General features: G+C 52.5%; 11 protein-coding genes. 8 read left to right on the top strand and 3 right to left on the bottom strand.

Annotated features, from left to right (window positions below; translation table 11 throughout):
* Positions 1 to 211: 211 nt before the first annotated feature.
* Positions 212 to 1,969 (bottom strand): LamG domain-containing protein, encoded by a 1,758-nt coding sequence (locus RC85_RS05780; protein ID WP_068259745.1) that lies wholly within the window; start codon positions 1,967 to 1,969, stop codon positions 212 to 214.
* Positions 1,966 to 2,454, bottom strand: a complete 489-nt coding sequence (locus RC85_RS05785) for a sigma-70 family RNA polymerase sigma factor (RefSeq protein ID WP_338060566.1) — start codon at positions 2,452 to 2,454, stop codon at positions 1,966 to 1,968. The genes RC85_RS05780 and RC85_RS05785 overlap by 4 nt, the downstream gene beginning before the upstream one ends.
* 648 nt (positions 2,455 to 3,102) lie before the next feature.
* Between RC85_RS05785 and RC85_RS05790 the strand changes: the two genes are divergently transcribed.
* The 8 genes from RC85_RS05790 (at position 3,103) to RC85_RS05825 (ending at position 16,851) form a co-directional block, all read left to right on the top strand.
* The gene (locus tag RC85_RS05790) at positions 3,103 to 4,347 is read left to right on the top strand and encodes a DUF1559 domain-containing protein (protein WP_068259751.1); all 1,245 of its coding nucleotides are present in this window, start codon (positions 3,103 to 3,105) and stop codon (positions 4,345 to 4,347) included.
* A 157-nt stretch (positions 4,348 to 4,504) separates the two neighbouring features.
* Positions 4,505 to 4,693 carry a hypothetical protein gene (locus RC85_RS05795; protein WP_068259753.1) on the top strand — a complete coding sequence of 63 codons (189 nt, stop codon included), beginning with the start codon at positions 4,505 to 4,507 and terminating at the stop codon, positions 4,691 to 4,693.
* Positions 4,694 to 5,145: 452 nt separating this feature from the next.
* A complete protein-coding gene (locus RC85_RS05800) occupies positions 5,146 to 6,384 on the top strand; it encodes a DUF1559 domain-containing protein (RefSeq protein WP_068259756.1) in 1,239 nt (412 codons plus the stop codon).
* Between the two features lie 119 nt (positions 6,385 to 6,503).
* Entirely contained in the window at positions 6,504 to 6,683 is a 180-nt protein-coding gene (locus tag RC85_RS05805; RefSeq protein WP_068259760.1) for a hypothetical protein, read from the top strand.
* 411 nt (positions 6,684 to 7,094) lie between these two features.
* Positions 7,095 to 9,434: a family 78 glycoside hydrolase catalytic domain gene (locus RC85_RS05810; protein ID WP_235033274.1), complete on the top strand. Its 2,340-nt coding sequence runs from the start codon at positions 7,095 to 7,097 to the stop codon at positions 9,432 to 9,434.
* A gap of 317 nt (positions 9,435 to 9,751) precedes the next feature.
* Entirely contained in the window at positions 9,752 to 11,134 is a 1,383-nt protein-coding gene (locus RC85_RS05815; RefSeq protein ID WP_068259764.1) for a sulfatase family protein, read from the top strand.
* Positions 11,135 to 11,252: 118 nt separating this feature from the next.
* On the top strand, positions 11,253 to 13,205 hold the full coding sequence (locus tag RC85_RS05820) for an ulvan lysase-like protein (RefSeq protein ID WP_068259834.1): 1,953 nt from the start codon (positions 11,253 to 11,255) through the stop codon (positions 13,203 to 13,205).
* Between the two features lie 481 nt (positions 13,206 to 13,686).
* Positions 13,687 to 16,851: a family 78 glycoside hydrolase catalytic domain gene (locus RC85_RS05825; protein ID WP_068259766.1), complete on the top strand. Its 3,165-nt coding sequence runs from the start codon at positions 13,687 to 13,689 to the stop codon at positions 16,849 to 16,851.
* Positions 16,852 to 16,871: 20 nt separating this feature from the next.
* On the opposite strand, the gene RC85_RS05830 is transcribed toward RC85_RS05825, so the two are convergent.
* Entirely contained in the window at positions 16,872 to 19,946 is a 3,075-nt protein-coding gene (locus RC85_RS05830; protein ID WP_068259768.1) for a family 78 glycoside hydrolase catalytic domain, read from the bottom strand.
* Positions 19,947 to 20,037 lie beyond the last annotated feature (91 nt).

Genomic DNA, 20,037 nt, shown 5'->3' on the forward strand with positions numbered 1-20,037 from the left:
GTGCCGCACCGAACGCGCGGGGCGATGCCCACGCGGCTAAACGAAACGATGTTTTTTTGCTGGATCAAATCTCTTCACGGTGTTGTGGTTAGGACCGTCGGAACAATAAGTGGCGTAGCGAAACTCGCCAAGAGTTTCGGCAACTCGGCAAACCGAAAGTCTTGGCGACTTTCGCTACCAATTTCCCCGCCACTAATTGTTGCGGCGGTCCTCAGTTCGACTCGACGACTGCCACGGACCGACCGGCGGCGATGATGTGGCCTCGCAATTCTTCAGGGCTAAGACAACGATCGTAAATGGCGACCTCGTCGATCTGGCCAACGAATCGGCGTTCAGTTCTTGTCAAGTAAAGCTGACCGATCACGATTTGCAGATTCTCGTTGAGTAGATCTGGATCCAACTGTTCAATTGCCAAACGTCCATCGATCCAAAGCGACACGCGATCCCCTTGTTTCTGAGCGGCAAGGTGCTGCCACGTTCGCACCTGGTAAGGCTGCCCGCCCACTAAGTTGCTGCCATCTGTCACGACTCCTGATGACGGGGTTCGATGGACAAACCGAAACCGATGCGGCCGGAAGTCCTCCAGAGGGTTTTTCCAATGCTGGACCAACGTCTCAATCATCATCGAATGCGAGTAACGCCCATCCTCTTCTTTCACTGGCTCGTGCATACAGAACATTTCGCCGTGATGATAAAGCTCTGGCTTGACCCACATTTCAATCGTGTAATTCGCTAACGGCTTGGGCGGCCAAGTTCCCGTACTGGCGAATCCGGAAGAAGTTCCGATTTTGCCCAATTCAGCCACTCGATTTTCACCATACCGACGCCAACCGGATTCACCAAACATCTCGGCGTCCATGTCGGGGGCGCTGCCTTGATTGGCGACGAAATAGGGTGACTCGCCAAGTAATTCCTCAAACCGCCAATACACACTGGGCTTTGATTCCAAGACGGCGTCAACATAATCTTGGCCGATATTTAATGGATCGAATCCAGACGAACGCGCTGAAACAAAGCTGGACATCGAAGCCTCAAACATAACCGGCCCCAACCTTTCTGATCCTGAACTAGTTGAAAACCGGACTGCTTCTCCCGCTTCCAGCCGAAGCTGCTTGCTTCTGGAGAAAGATCGGATCGGTTCAATCAATCCTCGCCCGGCGAACAAATGAACTTCGTTCACACTGGCCTGAGACATCAAACCAATCGAACTTTGACCATCAATCATAACCAGACCGATTGGGGTAATGATCAGGACTTGTTCGCTTCCCGTTCCCAGCGACTTAACGGTCAGTGATCCATTACGCAATTCGAGCTGTCCATCACCGTGGATGTAGACACTCGCTGGACCTTCAACTCGCACCAAAGCTTCGCCAGATGTCCCTTCACCGATTTTCAATTCAGCAACACCCTCGGCAAGATCCAGCATTTCGCCAAAGCGAATCGACTGCCCAAGCGACGGTGTGGGCCCGTCTGAATCACGCCAAACACAGGCCGTCATCGACACCAACTGCGGTCGCGATGCTTCCAGCAAAGCAACCGCTGTCGAGTCATTGCTTGACGATGAGTTTGCGAAAGACCAAACCAGGGAAGCGATAAACAGGTGGCTCGCAGCCAAACCGATCAACCAAACCGAATTTGTCCATCGGCTTGAACCAGCCGCAACCTTTTCTTCACCACGCACATTTCGATCGAGCTTTGACAAAGGAACTCGACCGGGGGCTGACTTGAAATGCGGCCGACTTTCATTGCCAAACGCTTCGGCCAACAACTTCGCCATTGGCAAAGAATCGAGCGACCCCGAGTCACCGAACGCGCACAATTGATCAATCAAAGCCGCTACTTCTTTCGCTCCGCCGTCGATTCGACACAGCCGCTCAAGCTCCGACGTTTCAGCCTCGCTGAGCGATTCTGATTGCGACTTCAAAATCAAAGTTCGCAAAGCCCGCAGGTCCTTCTCTTGGATCGTCATTGCAAGCCCTCGCTGATGGACCGCTCGACGCAGCGCAACAAAACGCCATGAACTCGGCTCAGTTCGCGATAGATTGCGTGAGTCGAACGGCCGACGAGTTCCGAAATTTCGCTCACGCTTAAATGGTCGAAATACCTCTGCCGAATTAGCTCGTGATCGCTATCGGGCAGATTTTCTAAGCACTTGGACAAAGCGAGCCTTCGTTCGTTAACTTGGGACGAAATTGGAAACGCCGCGAAAGCCAGAGACTCAATCGCCTCATCGCTTAACAATTTGAACCGGCGCTTGGATTCTCGATACTTCAACATTTCAAAATGAGCGATTCGACAAGCCCAGGCGGGAAAGCTGCCATCGCTGTCGTATTGGGAAAACTTTTGCCATAGCACCATCGATGTGAGCTGGAAAATCTCCTCAGACTCATCCTGGCGATTCATCGCCAAGATTCGAATGAACGACATGATCTTGCTCGAATGCATCGCAAGCAATTTGACGAACTCGTCTTCAGATGAGCCTTTCGTTGTAATCGATTACACCTTTTCGGGGGGGGTATGGGTGGGGGCAGCAACGCTACAAGGAATCGTCCCAAGAAAACTTACTAAGAATCGGATTCCACCAAACCCAACCCGAACGCGTAAGCGAGGGATCTTGCTTGACGGGTAAATCCCTCGCTTACGCGTTCGGGTTGAGGTTGGGAAATCAGGAAATTGCTTCGGAACAAGTCTTGAAAAAGGATCGCTCTCAAAAAAGGATTGCAGAGAAACTGTCGTAAAACGACCATCCAGGTTGCTGGCGACCTGCCCGTAGCTGATCCCGCCAGGGTTCAGTCGAGCTTAAGTCGAACGCGGACTGAACCCTGGCGGGATCAGCTACGTTTTAAAACGGCCTCAAACAGCGTTTCACACGCTCTCTATCTAAGATCACGAAAACTCCTGGAATTTTTGCAGACTTTCACCAAATAGATCTACAAAAACTGCTCTCCCAAAAAAAACGTTCTTTCTAAAAAACTTTGCGGGTCAGAAACCAGCATTTCGCGGTAATACAGGCCGGAGTTGGTGCATTGACCTCGAAAGGGCTCTATAATGGGCACCAACGAGACCTCGTAATTTTTTTGGATTTACAACGGAGTACATGAGATGAGACGAAAACGTATTGGTTTTACTTTGGTCGAATTGTTGGTGGTCATTGCGATCATCGGCGTTTTGGTCGGCCTTCTGCTGCCCGCCGTTCAGGCAGCCCGAGAAGCAGCTCGCCGAATGAGCTGCAGCAACAACTTCAAGCAAATTGGGCTTGGGTTACACAATTACCACAGCGCTTTCAACCAGTTGCCGCGGCACATGGGTGGAACCGGGGGACCTCCGACAGCCGAATGGCGTCGGGTTTTCAGTTGGAGCCGCGACTGCAATCAGGGCAGGTTGAGCATTTTGGTGGGGCTGATGCCATTTATCGAGCAACAAGCGATCTGGGAAATGGTCGTCGGTGGCTCTGATGACAACAACATATTCCCGCCGATGGGTGCTTCACCGGCTCGAAGTGACTTCGACCCGTGGATTACCAATATCCCAACACTCCGCTGCCCAAGTGACCCAGGCATTGGCATCCCTTCCTGGGGCCGTACGAACTATGCAGCCTGCTTGGGTGACAGTTTCGCTCGAGGAGTAATTGGCCCGATGACAGTGTCAACGGATGTTGCCAATGATTCAGGACTGGCACAGCAAACACGTGCTGGCCAACGCGGCATTTTTGTCCCCTGTGAATCGACCCGATTCCGCGACATCCTGGATGGACTCTCCAACACGATCATGGCCGGTGAAATTGCAACCGACTTGGGTGACAACGATGTCCGCACCGCTGGCCTGCAGGACTTGCCGCTTCAGGATGGCGACGGAAACGCGATCGTCGGCCCTGATATTTGCTCGTTGAACCCGGCCAGAGACAACTTGCGTCCGGGATTTTGGCAAGGCGGCACCAACACGCTTCCCACCAGAGATGCCCGGCACGGACGTGGTTTCGCTTGGGCCAGTGCTTTCCCGATCTTCAACGGCATGAACACAATGCTTCCTCCAAACGCTCCCGCCTGCATGACGGCAAACACGGATGGCGAATGGAATGGTGCGACTTTCCAGCGAGAGGTACGAAACGGGTTCCTTCCGCCAAGTAGTCGGCACCAAGGTGGCGTTCATGTGTTGATGGGTGATGGTGCGGTGAAGTTCATTACGGACTCCATCGAAGCTGGATCGCAACAACAGGCACCTGTGTCATTAAACAGCACCGCTGTGGTGGCCATTCCGCCTAACACAGCCGGTTCCGCTAGCCCTTACGGTTTGTGGGGCTCGCTGGGTACACGTGCTAGCAAAGAAGTGATCGATGGGGAATTCTAGAGCAGGCTGACGATTACGTCAGATGCTCAAGTATTTTGGTTATCAATCAGGCCACGTGAAGCCTGCGTCGTCATCGGCGTCGCGGGCTTTGTGGGCAGCGTAACGGCGTCGCTGGGATTTCCCCCCGCGAGCCATCAAAACAAGTTTAGTTTTTACAATGAGTCAAGGTAGAGAAATGAAAATGAAGCGGTTTGCATGTGCTTTTTTCGTCGGAGTTTCGGCCCTCATCTCCATTCCCGGATGTGGAGGAGGCGGCGAAGCCCAGGTCCAAAACACTCCTGAAGATCAGAAATTCTATGAGGAGCAGATAGCCAAGGACGAAGCGATGGACAAAGCTGCGCAGTAGGTTTCCTACCCAACAGCGTTTGGAATCCAGCGGTTTAAGGCGGATTCGCTTCATCGCGATCTCTGCCGCGGCGTTAACTGCATTGCCGCTTAGGTTTCTCCTGTTTTGACTTTCGCTTTCCATTGGAAATGGTTCATGGAATAGTTACTAGCCGGGGCTGGTGTGGATGACCACACCAGCCCTTTTTCGTTTTTCCGGAGGCGTTACTGCCGGCGGCTCACAAGAGCTTGCCCAGATTCAAAAAGTGGTTTGCCCAGCCATTCCTGGCCGGAAAGTGTGCGAAAACCACGCTAGACCAGTTTAAAGGGAATTCTTTTGGTTTTTCGCGCGAAAAACCCACTACTTCCCGGGATTGAGATAATAGGAGTTCTGCCGATGGGCGGTCCACGCTGGGTCGCCAACCGAGGGGCTCTTCCCTTTTTTCCTCATATCAGAGTTGAAGGAGTTTTCAGATGAAACGGAATCGAACTGGATTTACTTTGGTCGAACTGTTGGTGGTCATTGCGATCATTGGCGTGTTGGTCGGCCTCTTGCTGCCCGCAGTCCAGGCAGCCCGCGAAGCAGCTCGCCGGATGAGCTGCAGTAACAACTTCAAGCAAATTGGCTTGGGGATTCACAATTATCACTCCGCCTTCAAGAACATGCCGATTCATGGCTGCGGAACCGACCGTTGGGCAGGGCAGCAGGTTTATGCTGGTGATAGTGATGAGAATAGCATCAATCGTCGTGGCTCCTTCTTAATCGGCACTTTGCCGTTTATCGAGCAGCAGGCGTTGTGGGAGCAGATCTCGAATCCCATCTCAATTAACGCGGACGGCACCCCTCGAACACCACCTTGGCAAGCAATGGGACCAGGAGTCGCAAGAATTGACTACGGGCCATGGACCACCAACATTCCATCTTTCCGTTGTCCAAGCGACCCCGGCACGGGGCTTCCATCGCTCGGGCGTACCAACTACGGCGCTTGCATGGGCGATTCTTCGATCATGTCACGAGAAGGCCGGTTGTTTGTTTCCTTAATTTCTCGCGGTGCCACGGTTCCGTATACGGAAAACAATGATCAGCAAGCTGAGCGATCGCGGATGGTTCATAGGGGTATGTTTCTCATGAACAGCCCCATGAAGTTTCGTGACGTTCTCGATGGGCTATCCAACACGATTATGTGTGGAGAACTTGCAACCGACTTGGGTGACAATGATGTTCGAACATCCCTTCCCCAGGACAGTGCTTTCAACGACCGAGCGGGTCACGGTCGTGCCGAATGCCGAACGAACCCTCGCTTTATGGATCAGTTCCACGATCCACTGCGTCCTCAGTTTTGGTCGCCAGCGGCGGGTGCTTCCACTAGCACCGCGCTCGGTCGCGGCTTCCGATGGCACGATTGCATGCACGTCTTTTCGCAAGTGCATACCATTCTGCCTCCGAACTCCGGCGTTTGTACCGGCGGATTCGCGAGCAACGACTCCAATGTGACGGTTTCAAGTCGCCACCAAGGTGGAGCTCACGTGTTGATGGGCGACGGCGCGGTGAAGTTTATCACTGACTCAATCGACGCCGGCAATGGCAACGCTAGACAGGTTTCCTATCACGGTCAACCAACCCAGCCTGCGCCGGGTTCGGCAAGCCAATACGGGCTGTGGGGGTCTTTGGGCACGCGTGCCAACAAGGAAATCATTGACGAAGAGTTTTAGACCATTCGGTTTGCTCGGATAAATTTGCTTTTCGCTCTGCTATCGACTACCGATGGCAGGGCGAAAGTTTTAAGCTTTCATACTTTGCCCACCAAACGTGGGCTTGCTAAGGAGAAGAGATGAAGTCACGTATTTTATTGTGTGTATTTGCTTTGGTTTTGGTTGGCGGATGCGGTTCATCGGAACCCAGTTCGATTGCCGATGGACTCGAGCAGAGTGAAATTGATAAATACAATGCTATGATCGCGGATGAGGCGAAGCGTTCCTCCGAAGCAGGACAGATTGGTGCCAACGAGTAAGTTGTTCTGACCGCTTTGTCATCGAGGCAACACAAAGGCTGATGTGGTTTCCATGTCAGCCTTTTTTTACATCTCGATCGTTTTCTCTTGTCAGCCTTCTTGGCGTCAGCGGGAAACGTGCCGGAGTTTCCTCGACGCATGGCCCTGAATTGTTATTTATCTTCACTATGCTGGGTTCCTTCCCGAACAGCCGTTTGCGTCATTCCGTTTTGCTTCCTGGTCGTAAGGCAGCATTTCTGGGACGAAGCCGTTTCAAATTTTTAAGCCGAGATTGACATCATGATGCCCCGATTGGTTTTCGTTTTCATTGCCTTGTTTTTAGCTCCAACAGTTTGCTGGTCTGAAAGCTTACCTATCGCTTCCATCTCCAAACCAGCGATACAGCCAGACGGTTCCGCTGGATTCGATGCGATGGTTAGTCGCGGCTACACGCCGTTGTTTAACGGAGAAGATCTTTCCGGATGGCGGAATCCTTACTCGCATGGAGAAGCGAAAGTTGTTGATGGCGAGATTCATTTGCTCGGCGACAAAAAATTCTTCTTGGTGACTGAGAAAAAGTACTCGGACTTTCGCGTTAGCGTTGAAATTCATCTGCCCGAAGGACCAGCCAATTCGGGGGTGATGTTCCGATGTCACGTCGATGAAGACGCCAAGAAAAAGGTCTACGGTTATCAAGCCGAATGCGATGGATCCGACCGCAAATGGTCTGGCGGTTTCTATGACGAAAGCCGACGTGGTTGGATTTGGCCCAGCACCAAAGGTCGCTCGAAAGATCAGTTTCTTGCGCATTCAGCAGAATCAAAGGCTGCTTTTGCAGATCCGACGGTTGCCAATGCACTCAATCGCAACGGCTGGAACCGCTTCGAGATCACTTGCATTAACGATTTGATCAAAATCGAAATCAATGGAGTGCAAACCGCTCTGTTTCGTGATGCAACCGACGCCAGCGGGTACATCGGAATTCAGCATCACGGTGAGAAAGGTCAGACCTATCGGTTTCGCAACTTGTTCATCAAGGAATTGCCTGAAATTCCTGCCGAGCAACATGTGGAGCTGACCGAACAGGAACCGGTGACGATCAAGCGAATCAATGACAAGGTCACCCAAATCGATTTTGGCAAAGTTGCTTTCGGCAACATTGTCATGCCGGTTCCCAGCGGTCGCGGAAAGGCTAGCGTCCATTTTGGTGAAAAGCTAAATGGCGATCGCATCGACCGAAAACCACCGGGAACGGTTCGCTACGGAATGACTGAAATTCGTCTTGGTCAGGAACGAGGGAACTGGATCGTGCCAGCCCCGGTGGACTTGCGGAATGTTCAACAAACCGGGCTGACAACCGCGAACCCGCCTGCCGTGCTGATGCCAGCGGCATGGCAATCGGTGATCCCATTTCGCTGGATCGAGATCGAAGGACTTGATGCGGACTATCCGTATGAATTTATCCGTAGACGAGCCGCCTACTCGGCGACTTGGAACGACGACGCCAGTGCATTTGAATGTTCCGATGAAACGATGAATCGCATTTGGGATCTGTGTAAGTACAGCATCAAAGCGACCACGTTCGCGGGCGTGTATGTCGATGGCGATCGCGAACGCATTCCCTACGAAGCCGACGCCTACCTAAATCAACTGAGTCACTATTACACCGATGACAACGTTACGATGGCGGCTCGTACGTTTGATTGGTTGATGGAAAACGGCACTTGGCCGACCGAGTGGTCACCGCACATGGTGTTCATGGCACACGCCGAGTGGATGCACACGGGCGATACGCAGTGGCTGAAGCATCGCTATGAATCACTGAAAGCAAAAACGCTGATACATCGAAGCGGCGATGACGGATTGGTGCGTAGTGACAAGCTGGATCAATCACGGCATGACATCGTCGATTGGCCACAAAAAGAACGCGACGGTTTTGTGTTCACAGAAATCAATACAGTCGTCAATGCTTTTCACATCGAAGCACTAAAGCAAATGGCCAAAATGGCTCGCGCGGTTGGCAAAGTTGATGACGCCAATGCGTTTGAATCACGCATTGAACTTGCAAAGGCTTCGTTCCAAAAAACTCTGTTTGACGAAAGTGCTGGCATTTATCGCGACGGTGTCGGCACCGATCACAGCAGCATTCACGCCAACTTTTTCCCACTAGCGTTTGGGTTGGTACCCGAAGAAAAAATCGACGGCGTCGTCGCCTGGTTGGAAGAGCGTGACATGCAGTGCAGTGTCTATGCCGCCCAGTACTTCATGGAGAGCCTGTTCCAAAACGGCAGCGACAAGAAAGCGGTTGACCTGATCCTGGCCGACGGAGACCGTAGCTGGAAACACATGGTCAACAGCGGCACGACCATTAGCTGGGAAGCTTGGGAAATGAAGTACAAACCTAACCAAGATTGGAACCACGCTTGGGGTGCCGCGCCGGCCAACTTGTTGCCGCGTTTTGTGCTAGGTGTGCAAGCGGCCAAGGCCGGATGGGACCATGCCATCATCCGGCCCATGCCGGGCGGGTTGAAATACGCTCGTGGCAAAGTGCCAACAGCGAAGGGACCGATCAACATCGATTGGAACAATGACGCCACCTTCACGCTTGCGGTTGAGCTACCCGAAGGAGTCTCGGCGAACATCGATCTGCCAGCAGGCGAAGGCACCAGCGGCGTATTCGCCGGTGGCGAACAAGTCGCCGCAACCCAAAAGGGTGACCGCTGGGTTGTCACCAATCCAGTCAGCGGCAAAGTATCCCTGGAAGTGAAGTGAAGCCACAATCAACGCGATTCGAGACACTCGAACAGGATCGTTTAGCCGCGTGCCCATCGGGCCGCGCGTTCCGCGATGCTTCGATTCCGCGATTGATTGGACGCGCGGGGCGATGCCCAACGCCGTGAAGAGTTTTGGTCCAGTAAAACCCATTGAATGTTTAGCCGCGTGGGCATCGCCCCGCGTGTTTCGTTCCGCGTGGACGCGCGGGGCGATGCCCACGCGGTTAAACAGTTTAGAAACCGTTCGCGGCGTGGGGCGATGCCCACGCGGTTAAACAAAGCCTTGCAAATGACCTCCACAACAAATCAAAAAACATGAATCGAATTCTATCTTGCTTGCTGATCGGAATTGCCCTTTCAACATCATCGTTCGCAAATGAAACCCAACGCCAACCGGACATCGTTGTCTATTTAGCCGATGACTTGTCGGCGGCGGACTTAAAGCTTTACGGCGGAACGAACATCCAAACGCCGTCGATCGATCGATTGGCCGCCGATGGAATGACATTCGATCAGGCGTTTGTTGCCAGCCCGTCTTGCGCGGTCAGCCGAGCGGCTTTGTTGACCGGGTTGATGCCCGCTCGTAACGGCGCAGAGGAAAACCACAGCTATCCTCATGCAGACGTTCTTCGTTTGACGACGGTGCTAAACGCGATGGGATACCAAACCGCCGCGTTTGGAAAAGTTGCGCATCTTCGGAGCGCCCCGGACTACAAGTTCGACACGTTCGATCTAAAACAGAACATTCCCGAACTGCGTCAGACCGTCACTGACTTTTTGGAAAACCGCACCGACACTCGCCCACTTGCCCTGTTCGTCGGTGTCTCTGATCCGCATGTCCCGTGGCCGAGCGAATCGTCCGTGGATCCAGAATCGATGTCGATGCCACCACAGTTGCTGGACACACCGCGGACGCGGGTTCAGCGTTCTCGTTACCTGCAAGAAGTCAAAGACCTAGATGCCTACTTGGGCGAACTTCGTGAATTGACCGACAAGCATTTATCCAAAGACCAGCTCTTTGTTTTTTCAAGCGATCATGGGGCTCAGTTTCCGTTTGGAAAGTGGACGTTGTATGACGAAGGCATTCGCGTGCCGCTGATCGTCGCGCAGCAAGGCAGCATTGAAGCGGGCAGCCGAACCGATGCGATGGTTAGCTGGGTCGATATCCTGCCGACACTGATCGATATCGGTGGCGGCGAGGTTCCTGAGAATTTGGATGGACAATCGTTTGCGTCGGTCATCTACGGCGACGCTGACTCGCTGCGAGATCGAATTTTCACCACGCACAGCGGCGACGTGAAGATGAATGTCTACCTCAGTCGCAGCGTTCGCACCGATCGCTACAAATTGATTTGGAATCCGCACCCCGAATTCGCCTTCACGTCCTACATCGACTTGCTGTTACGTGAAACGTCGGGTGATTACTTTAAACAGTGGACCGAAGCCGCCAAGACCGATCCCGAAGCCGCAAAAGTTCTCGCCCGCTATTACGGCCGTCCCGAGTACGAACTGTTCGATTTAAAAGAAGACCCAAACGAACTGAACAATCTTGCGGACAGCCCAGAGCTGGCTAGCGTTCGGCTACAATTAGACAGCGAACTCAAAGCCTGGATAACAGAACAGGGCGATCAGCTTACCGTCTTCCATGAACCGCTGATGCTCGATGCCCCAGACACCTGGGTTCCACGACGTAAATAAGGATGCAAGGAACTCGCGACTTTTCATAGTCGCCTTTCGCTCCGCGAAAGACGACAGTTGTTCCTCGCTCGTTCCTAAACAAGCCTGCACGATATCCGCCACCTTTAGGAGCTTCATCATCGACCGCCGAAATTTCATCAATCGTCTGTCCGCCGGTTACGCTGGCTTGGCCCTTTCCACGAATTATCTTCTCGCCGATTCCACGATTGATGGTGGGGCCGATCGCGGGGTCAGCGTCGGCAGCCACTTCGATCTGCTGACCAAACAATTGCTGGTGGATTGGTGCGATGGCATGATCAAACACCAGATCAACGCACCGGATAACCCCGGACTTCACGGCGCACTGGAATGTCCTTCCTGCACCCACATCCATGGTCGATGTAGCGATGCGGTTTACCCGTTCTTGCATTTGGCCAAGGTGACTGGCGACAAAAAGTACCTTGACGCGGCGATCAAGGTTTACGATTGGGCTGAAAACAACGTCAGCCAACCCGACCGCAGTTGGACCAACGATATCAATCCAAAATCGTGGCGCGGGACGACAATCTTTGGCGCGATCGGATTGGCAGAAGCCTTGCACTACCACGGTGAACTCCTGGATGAAGAACGCAGGCAGGCTTGGACGAAGCGTTTGCATGAAGCAGTCGAAAGCTATTTGTATCGCGACTTCAAAACAATTGACTTTACGAACTTAAACTATGGCATGACGGCCGTTTATGGTTTCAACCTGTTTGGCCGCCTGCTCGAAGAACCGAAATACATTGACCGAAGCGAGCAATTTGCTAAGCGGGTCAAAGAGTTCTTTACCGAGCCAAACAAGTTGTTGTGGGGTGAAGGCAAGCCCAACGACAATCGAAGTGGTCGTGGGCTATTGCCGGTGGACCTGGGATACAACGTCGAGGAATCTTTGAACGGCGTCGTGCTGTACGCCTTGGAAGTCAACGACACCGAATTGTTGGACTTGATGGTAGAATCGCTCGGCGGACATCTGGAATTCATGCTTCCCGATGGCGCTTGGGACAATAGCTGGGGAACCCGATCGGCCAAATGGAGTTATTGGGGCAGCCGAACGTCCGACGGTTGTCAGCCAGCGTTTAGCCTGTTGGCCGGTCACAACCCGGCGTTTGGAACAGCCGCAATCAAGAATGCTGAATTGCTTCGGCGTTGCACGGCCGACGGACTCCTGCACGGTGGACCACATTACGTATCACACGGCGTCAAGCCATGCATGCACCACACGTTTGCGCACGCAAAAGTCATGGCGCTGGTGCAAGACAAGATGCACTCGATGCCAAAAGTCGACACCACGACACCGCTGCCTCGCGTGACCGCCAAAGGGGTCAAGCACTTCCCCGAGATCGCAGTTTGGTTGGCAGCCAAGGGACCGTGGCGTGGAACCGTTTCGGCTTACGATTCCATTTACAAAACCAAGAATCAAGATCACATCCAACAACCGACCGGCGGATCGCTTGCGGTTCTGTATCACGACAAAGTTGGATTGTTGTTGGCCAGCAGCATGGCTCGCTACATTCAGGTCGAACCCCTGAATCAGCAACCCAATCCGGGCGACGATTTCCCGCTGACCACTCGTGTCGAAACGCGTCAAGATGATACTTGGTACACGAACATCTACGACCTAACGGCAGAGGTCAACGTCAAGGAAGAGGATCAACAAATCACGTTTGACGTCGCCGCGAAGATGCAAGACGAAGATCGCAACCTGGTTCCCGCAGACGCGGCGGCTTGCAGCCTGAGCTACAAATTTCAGGACGATAAAGTCACGATTTCGGCGATGGGTCCGAGTGCGGAAAGCAAACCCTCGCCGACAACACTGGTCGTTCCAATCGTTTCACCGTCGGGCGAAGAAGTGCGCCAAGTTTCACCCAACCGAATTGAAATCGATAAGCCTGAAGGCACCGTCGTGGTTGAGTGCAATGTGTCGATGGAAATCAAAGCCAGCGAGAAAGGTCGTATTTTCAACATGGTTCCCGGTGCGGAAGCCGTACCGATCATGGTTCAAATGTCCGCAGATGCGGCGACCCCGGTAAGCGTTGAAATATCGGTGGTCTAACAGATTGTGGCTACGTCAGTAACTGATCCTGTGATGCTCCATTTTTGCCCCGCAATCACTGTTCAGTTATTCATGCCTGTCTGAGGTACGCTCCTTCGCTCTGGGGCAGAATCGATAAATCACACCAGATCTCGGGTGCATACCGCAGTTTGCAGCCCGCACCGTTGGAGTCCAGGCTTTAGCCGTTTGAGCACTCAATCCAATCGCGAGGGTCCCCTCATAAAAGAGCGGCTAAAGCCTGGACTCCAGCAAATAACGCCATCTTCTGCAAACCGCGAGATGCCCCCCAAGTCACACCCGTTTGCATTAGGCTAAGGAACGATCGGCTTTTTATAGTCGCCTTTCGCTCCGCGAAAGTAGCGTCACAGCACACTTTCGCGGAGCGAAAGGCGACTATAAAAAGCCACAGTCCCTAAAGACCTACAACCGCTGAATCTAGTTTTACGATCCGGACGATCGAAAATAACCTACGAGAGAGACAATGAACCGAACACGCTTGCTTACCGTTTTTTTGTTCTCCGCCTTTTTCTCTGCTTTGATCAGCGACTCACATTCTTGTCTGGCTGAACAGATCGTTGACCTGCGATCCGATGGCCGAATCACTCCGCTGGCAATCGATGCGAGCGATCCACTGTTGTCGTGGAAACTGGAAGGTAGTCGGAAAGGTCTTTCGCAAACTGCCTATCAAATTCAGGCTGCCACGACGACTGAAAAACTTGCCGAAGCCGACCTTTGGGATTCTGGATGGGTCAACGAAAGCAAGTCGCATGCGATCGCGTACGAGGGCAAGAACCCGGCTGCTAAACAACGGGTTTACTGGCGAGTTCGGATCAAGAATGACGCTGGTGATGTTCTGTCGTGGTCCGAGCCGTCTTGGTTTGACGCCGGATTGCTTTCTGATCGCGATTGGCAAAAGGCGAGTTGGATTTCTTGCACTCGCAAGCAACAAACCGAATACGGCCCCGCCGAGGTAATGGGCGATTGGATCGCCGCTGCAAACAAATCGCAAAAGAATGATGAGATCACCTACACATTTTCCTTCACGCTGCCAGACAAACATGTTGTTTACGCTGGCGCGTGGTGGAACCACGTCGATCAAGGGACGACCGAGCTTGTCATTAACGGAACGAAAGGACTCAGTGGTCCCGAAGGCCCGCCAACGGTCCACTTCAAAGACTTTAGTTTCCAACTGAAAACAAAAAACGAAATCTCGATTGCTGTGTCGGACGCCGAACCATCAACGCCAATTTGTTTTGGGATGCAGGTCGTGTTTGCAGATGGGACGGAGCAGACGATTGGCACCAGTGCGAATTGGCAAGTTCAGGTTGGGGATTCCGCGATGCCTGCGAAAGTGATTTGCGAGTATGGCAAGTCGCCGCTTGGCGAAGCAAAGATTTCTCCACGCGCACCGCTGGCCGCAACTTGGTACAAGAAAGATTTTCAGGTTAGCAAAGAGGTCGCTGCGGCGAAGCTTTACGTTTGCGGATTGGGCTATCACGAACCGTATTTGAACGGGACGAAAGTGGGCGATCATGTGCTCGATCCTGGCCAAACCGATTACGAGCATTTCGCGCACTATCAAGTCTTCGACATCAAGGATCAGTTGAAGAAGGGTGCAAACACGCTTGCGGTTCTGTTAGGCGATGGTTGGTACAACAACAACCGGATGTTCTCGCACGCGCGGTTTCGCTACGGCAACCCGGGCCTGCGAGCTTACGCGGATGTCCGCTATGCCGATGGCACTCACGATCACATCGTTTCCGGCAACAACTGGCATTGGAAAGAATCCGGGTTGACCGAGTCGAGCGTCTTTCGTGGCGACTACATCGATTATCGAAAATGGCATGACGAATGGGAAAAGCCGGGCACGCCCAACGGATGGAAGCCAGTCCGAAAAGTGAAACCACTATCGCCAAAATTGGTCGCTCAAGACTTTCCCCCGATTCGCATCGTGCGAGAAATCGAACCAGTCAAAATTTGGCAGATTGGTGAGACGACCTGGGGCGTCGACCTGGGGGAAAATATCAGCGGCTGGATTGGACTGCAATTCGATGAACCATCGGGCAACGTGATTCGTCTGCGCGTGAGTGAATTGCTGGACCAAGATGAAACGCATTTAGATAATGTGCCAAGATCGTTTTGGAACTGCCACGCCGCACCGCAGCATCATCGCATCATCGCGGACGGCAAGCCGCATGATTGGCGTCCCTACTTTAGTTACCACGGTTTTCGGTTTGCCGAAATCAGTGGACTAAGCAAAGCACCGACCGCCGGACAGATCAAGGGATTGGTCGTACACACCGACACGCCCGTGATTGCTACGTTCGAATCGTCTGATCCGCTACTAGATCGTATTTTTGCGATGGGGATTCAGACGCACTTAAACAACATGCACTCGATTTTGGAAGACTGTCCTCACCGCGAGAAATGTTTGTGGGGCGGGGACGCTCACTCGTCTTGGGCGACCGGCATGTACACGCTCGATTCGGGTTCGTTCTACCGCCAACAAGCTCGGCTTTTTTACACACCACCGATGGATCCGCTGGGCATTCCCGGTCGGATCGCTGTCGGCAAACGATCGACCAACAAAACGCTCGATTTCACTTGGTCCGTCTCGCCGCTATTCACCGCTTGGCATCACTATCAAATGAGTGGTGACCTAGCGACGGCCAAAGATCACTACCAAGAAATGATCGACTTCCTGCGATACTTCGAGGGCGAATCACCTGATCTTTTGCCGACCATTTGCCGCTACGGCGACCATGCACCGCCGATCGGTATCGAACGCACCCCAGCCGATCCCAAGTTGATCGCATCGATGAACTTCTTTGCCGCCGCGAATCGGTTCGCCGAGTTTGCCGAAGTGCTAGGCAAAGAAAAGGACGCGGTTTGGAGCCGAGATCTTGCCGAGCGAATTCGCAAGTCGATCATCAAGACTTATTTTGACGACGAAGAAAAGACGTTTGGCAACGGCACTCACGACAGTCTGGCTTTAACGTTCGGAATCCCAGATCCGGCCGATCAATCGGCCGTCGCCGCTTCGCTTGCGAAGATCTACCAGGACAACGGAAAGAAGTTTGACGGCGGATTCATGTCGTACAACATCTATCCAGAATTGACCAAGCACGGTCATCTCGATTTGGCGCTCGACATGCTGCGAAACCCAGATTATCCGGGAATTGCGCAGAGCATCTGCGATTACGATGCGACGACGATCTTTGAGCGATTCCGCAACGATTCACGCCGAAGTCAATTGAATCAATCGCTTGATCATCATGCAATGAATCATCCCACCGCTTGGCTGCTCAACGACATCGCCGGCATCCGCTCGCATCCCAGCCATCCCGGCATGCAGCGTTTACTGCTGACTCCCCACATCCCCAAAGATCTCGATCACGCCAGCGGAACGCTTCGGACTTCTTACGGATTGGTGAAGAGCGAGTGGTCTCAGCAAGACGGACAGGTCACATGGCAGATCCAAATTCCACCGGGCAGCACCGCGGAAGTGCGGCTACCCAAAGGAACCAAGGATCTGCGCATGGAAGGTCAGCAGCCACCCGCAAACGCACAAAGCTTTGAGATCGAGTCAGGCAACCATCAGCTTCAGTGGCAAAAACCGTACCCCAACGAATCCCTGGCTGAATGATCCGTCCAGCCAGGGCGAGGTCATGGTTTATAGATTTGGAACTCGGCGATCGACGGCACCTTGGATGCGGTCTCGATCAACAGTCGAATTCGTTTTGACGTTACCGCTTCAAATTCATGCACCTTGTTAGATCCACAATCATCGCCATCGGCAACCTGGGTCCAGTCGCTTCCGTTGAGGTACTCGATCGCGTGGCTTGTGATATGGTTGCCGACTTCGTGGATGAAGACTTTGTTGACAGTCTGCGGTTGCATCCATTCCACTTCTAGCCACTGATCGTTTGAATTTCGTGCCATCCATAGCGTTTGCATGTCATCATCATTCGCCCTGAAAGCTTCTTGACTTGGGTTTTGTGCGTCCTTCATGGTCATGGACGAGGCGGTCGCTCGACCGATCAACGCAATGTTTGGTCCTTGGTATTTGGGCGGTGGATAGTTCACTTGGGGCAAATCAGTCGAGGTGAAATCAAAGACACCTGCACCTACTTGATAGATGACGTATTGACCAACCACGTCACTCTCTTCCACTCCGACATACTCAACGCCCGGTGCTTCGGAAGCGAGTGCCGAGCCTTCTTTGACAACGTCTGGATTCGTTGCTGGAATGAATACTTTCGCGGTCGTGTTCGCAGGAATCTCAAGGTGGAAGGTCGCGGTTTTCCCGTCTGTCTTCCAATTGTTTACAATCTTTCCGTACAAGCTTTCATAAGATGTGTTGGCATACGTCAAGCCATCCACAACCGCCGGCTTGATCAGAAAATGTTGAAATCCGTAGTGCTCGGGATCAACACGGATGCCACCAAATCCCATGATGAAATAACCACCAATCCCGGTGTAGCAGGTGTGGATCCGACTGGGGCCCGAGCTTGACCACAACTCTGGCCATGTTGTTTCGCCTTGTTCTATGAAATAGCTGTAGCTTGGATGCCGTGTGTCGGTCAGTAGCTCATAAATGAGATCCATGCGTTCGCCGACTTCGATAAAGTAGCGAGTGAACAGAGCTTGCCCTGAACTGCCAACATCGTAGTACGGAAATCCATAAAGGATTTTGTCGACTAGATTCTCATAAACCTTCTGTTTTTCAGGTTCTGGGGTGACGCCGGAAAACAGTGCATAAGCTTGGTCAACTTGACGACCGGTTCGATAATTCCCTGTTTCCGAATCATAGGTGTTGGCATGCGTTGCCTGGCGCTGCACCTTCAGTCGGTCGGCATACTTTGCCGCATCTTCCGCTTCACCAAGTTCCGTGGCAATTCGCTCAGCAATCTCCAGCATGTGGGCGTACAAGCAATTGTTGAAATGAACCGCGTCGGGTGCGTTGCAACTGCTAAAGTCATTGCCATGCGGTGTAGCCCAATCACCCAGGCCGGGAAACTCGCGTTTTCCCTCTTCACCAGCAATCAGAGATCCACCGTTGGCGTAATCGGAATGATCCAAAATCCAAGTCATCCACTTTTCCATCGATTCATAGTTGTCAGCTAGAATTTTCTTGTCACCAAAGAACCGGTAGGTTTCCCAAATGGTCAAAGGATTGTTGGCTTGCCACATTAGGAAACAGCGATCTTCTTCGTTGATAATCGCGCGAGTGCGACCATCGGGGAACTGCGCATCTTTCATGTACTGCATGTACTGATCCATGTAGGCACCGCTTTCGAAGTTGGGGAAAGCATCGCCGTACATCGCTGCCACTGTCACTTCACCCCAGCCTCGTCTTTCGCGGTGAGGGCAGTCCATCAAGATGCCGTCTAACGTATTGGCAAGGTAGGTCTTGATGTTCATCGCGTAGATCTGATTTAGGAGATCACTGGAGCATTCAAAACGACTAATCTGTTTTCGGTCGCTCGTAATCACATAGCCTTTGATGTCTTCCAATTCCGGCTTGTAGGATAATCCTGAAACCGTGTACCAACGGCCGCCCGCAAGATTAAAGCGATTGCAGAAGACTCCCTCGCCGCTTTCGTTAAATACATACTTACTGATTTGATTCTTGTTGCAGACCACGCCTTTGATGTCGCTGATCTGAAACGTTACTGTCTCGCCGGCTGTTCCGTTTCGCAGTTTGATTTCAAACCAACCGGAATAGTTAGTCCCCATGTCAATCAGGTAAGTTCCCTCTTCCTTGCCTTCGGTCACCGCAACAGGCAGCACCGAATCGTACTTCACCTGGGGTTCGACCATTTGAGCACTCAATAGCGGCGGAGTGTTCCCGCTGGCAACGATGGCATTACTCCATGCGCTGTCGTCATAACTTGCGGCACACCAATTCGGCTCTAGCTTCCGAGCATCGATGATCTCGCCACCGAAATCTTGGATGTCCCATTTGCCGACGTATTTGCTGGAACTGTTTTTGCATTTCCAACTCTCGTCACTTGATAGCGTCAAAGAATCTTCATTGGTTTCAATCTGAGCCTGTGCCTTGAACGTAAACGGCGGATTTCGGTGCTCACGAATTCGGGTCCACCGTGTCCAGCCCGCCGCGTGCCAGACGCCAATGACGTTGTCACCTCGCCTCAATTTGTCGCTGACATCGTACGTCAGGTATGGCACCCTGGTTTTCAGATAAGAAGACGCTGGGTTCATTACACTGTCGGTGATCTTCTCTCCATTGACGTACAGTTCGTGATACCCCAAGGATGCGACGTAAACCAATCCTGATGTAGGTGAGTCAGAAAGCGTGAAATTTTTTCGGTACCAAATATGATCCATCTTGGTTTGGTCTTCCTTCTGAATCCAGGCGCCTTTCCAATCATCCGGATGCAACAAGCCGATCGTAAATCGTGCAGCTTTGCTCCACTGAGAATCCTTTCCAGCAATATCCCAAATGCGAACTTTCCAGAAACAATTTTGACCTGAAGTTAAGGGCTTACCTTTGTAAACATTGTTGACCGATTTGGATCGAACTTGCTTCTTGGTATCCCACAAATCGCCCTGGTCCGCGTTCAACTTTTGCAAGCTGCTTGAAACCAGGATCTGAAAGGCGGTTTGCTTCTGTCCTCGCGTCTCGGCTTCGTCCACCATCTTCCAACTTAAACGCGGCTGAACGTTGTCGATTCCAATCGGGTTGACGCGATACTCACATCTCAAATCCGTGGGCATCTCGGCGCTAATAGCAATCGATGCTGTTCCTGCTAGAAGTACAACGGCGGAAAGATAGAACGGTAAGCGTTGCGGATACATTTTAAATCCG

It is taken from the genome of Rubripirellula obstinata (genome assembly GCF_001642955.1).
Classification (GTDB): domain Bacteria; phylum Planctomycetota; class Planctomycetia; order Pirellulales; family Pirellulaceae; genus Rubripirellula; species Rubripirellula obstinata.

Excerpts from the sequence above, each read along its gene's own strand:
- RC85_RS05780 (WP_068259745.1), bottom strand. The coding sequence starts at position 1,969 with ATGACGATCCAAGAGAAGGACCTGCGGGCTTTGCGAACTTTGATTTTG.
- RC85_RS05790 (WP_068259751.1), top strand. The coding sequence starts at position 3,103 with ATGAGACGAAAACGTATTGGTTTTACTTTGGTCGAATTGTTGGTGGTC.
- RC85_RS05795 (WP_068259753.1), top strand. The coding sequence starts at position 4,505 with ATGAGTCAAGGTAGAGAAATGAAAATGAAGCGGTTTGCATGTGCTTTT.
- RC85_RS05800 (WP_068259756.1), top strand. The coding sequence starts at position 5,146 with ATGAAACGGAATCGAACTGGATTTACTTTGGTCGAACTGTTGGTGGTC.
- RC85_RS05805 (WP_068259760.1), top strand. The coding sequence starts at position 6,504 with ATGAAGTCACGTATTTTATTGTGTGTATTTGCTTTGGTTTTGGTTGGC.
- RC85_RS05810 (WP_235033274.1), top strand. The coding sequence starts at position 7,095 with ATGGTTAGTCGCGGCTACACGCCGTTGTTTAACGGAGAAGATCTTTCC.
- RC85_RS05815 (WP_068259764.1), top strand. The coding sequence starts at position 9,752 with ATGAATCGAATTCTATCTTGCTTGCTGATCGGAATTGCCCTTTCAACA.
- RC85_RS05825 (WP_068259766.1), top strand. The coding sequence starts at position 13,687 with ATGAACCGAACACGCTTGCTTACCGTTTTTTTGTTCTCCGCCTTTTTC.
- RC85_RS05830 (WP_068259768.1), bottom strand. The coding sequence starts at position 19,946 with ATGCCCACGGATTTGAGATGTGAGTATCGCGTCAACCCGATTGGAATC.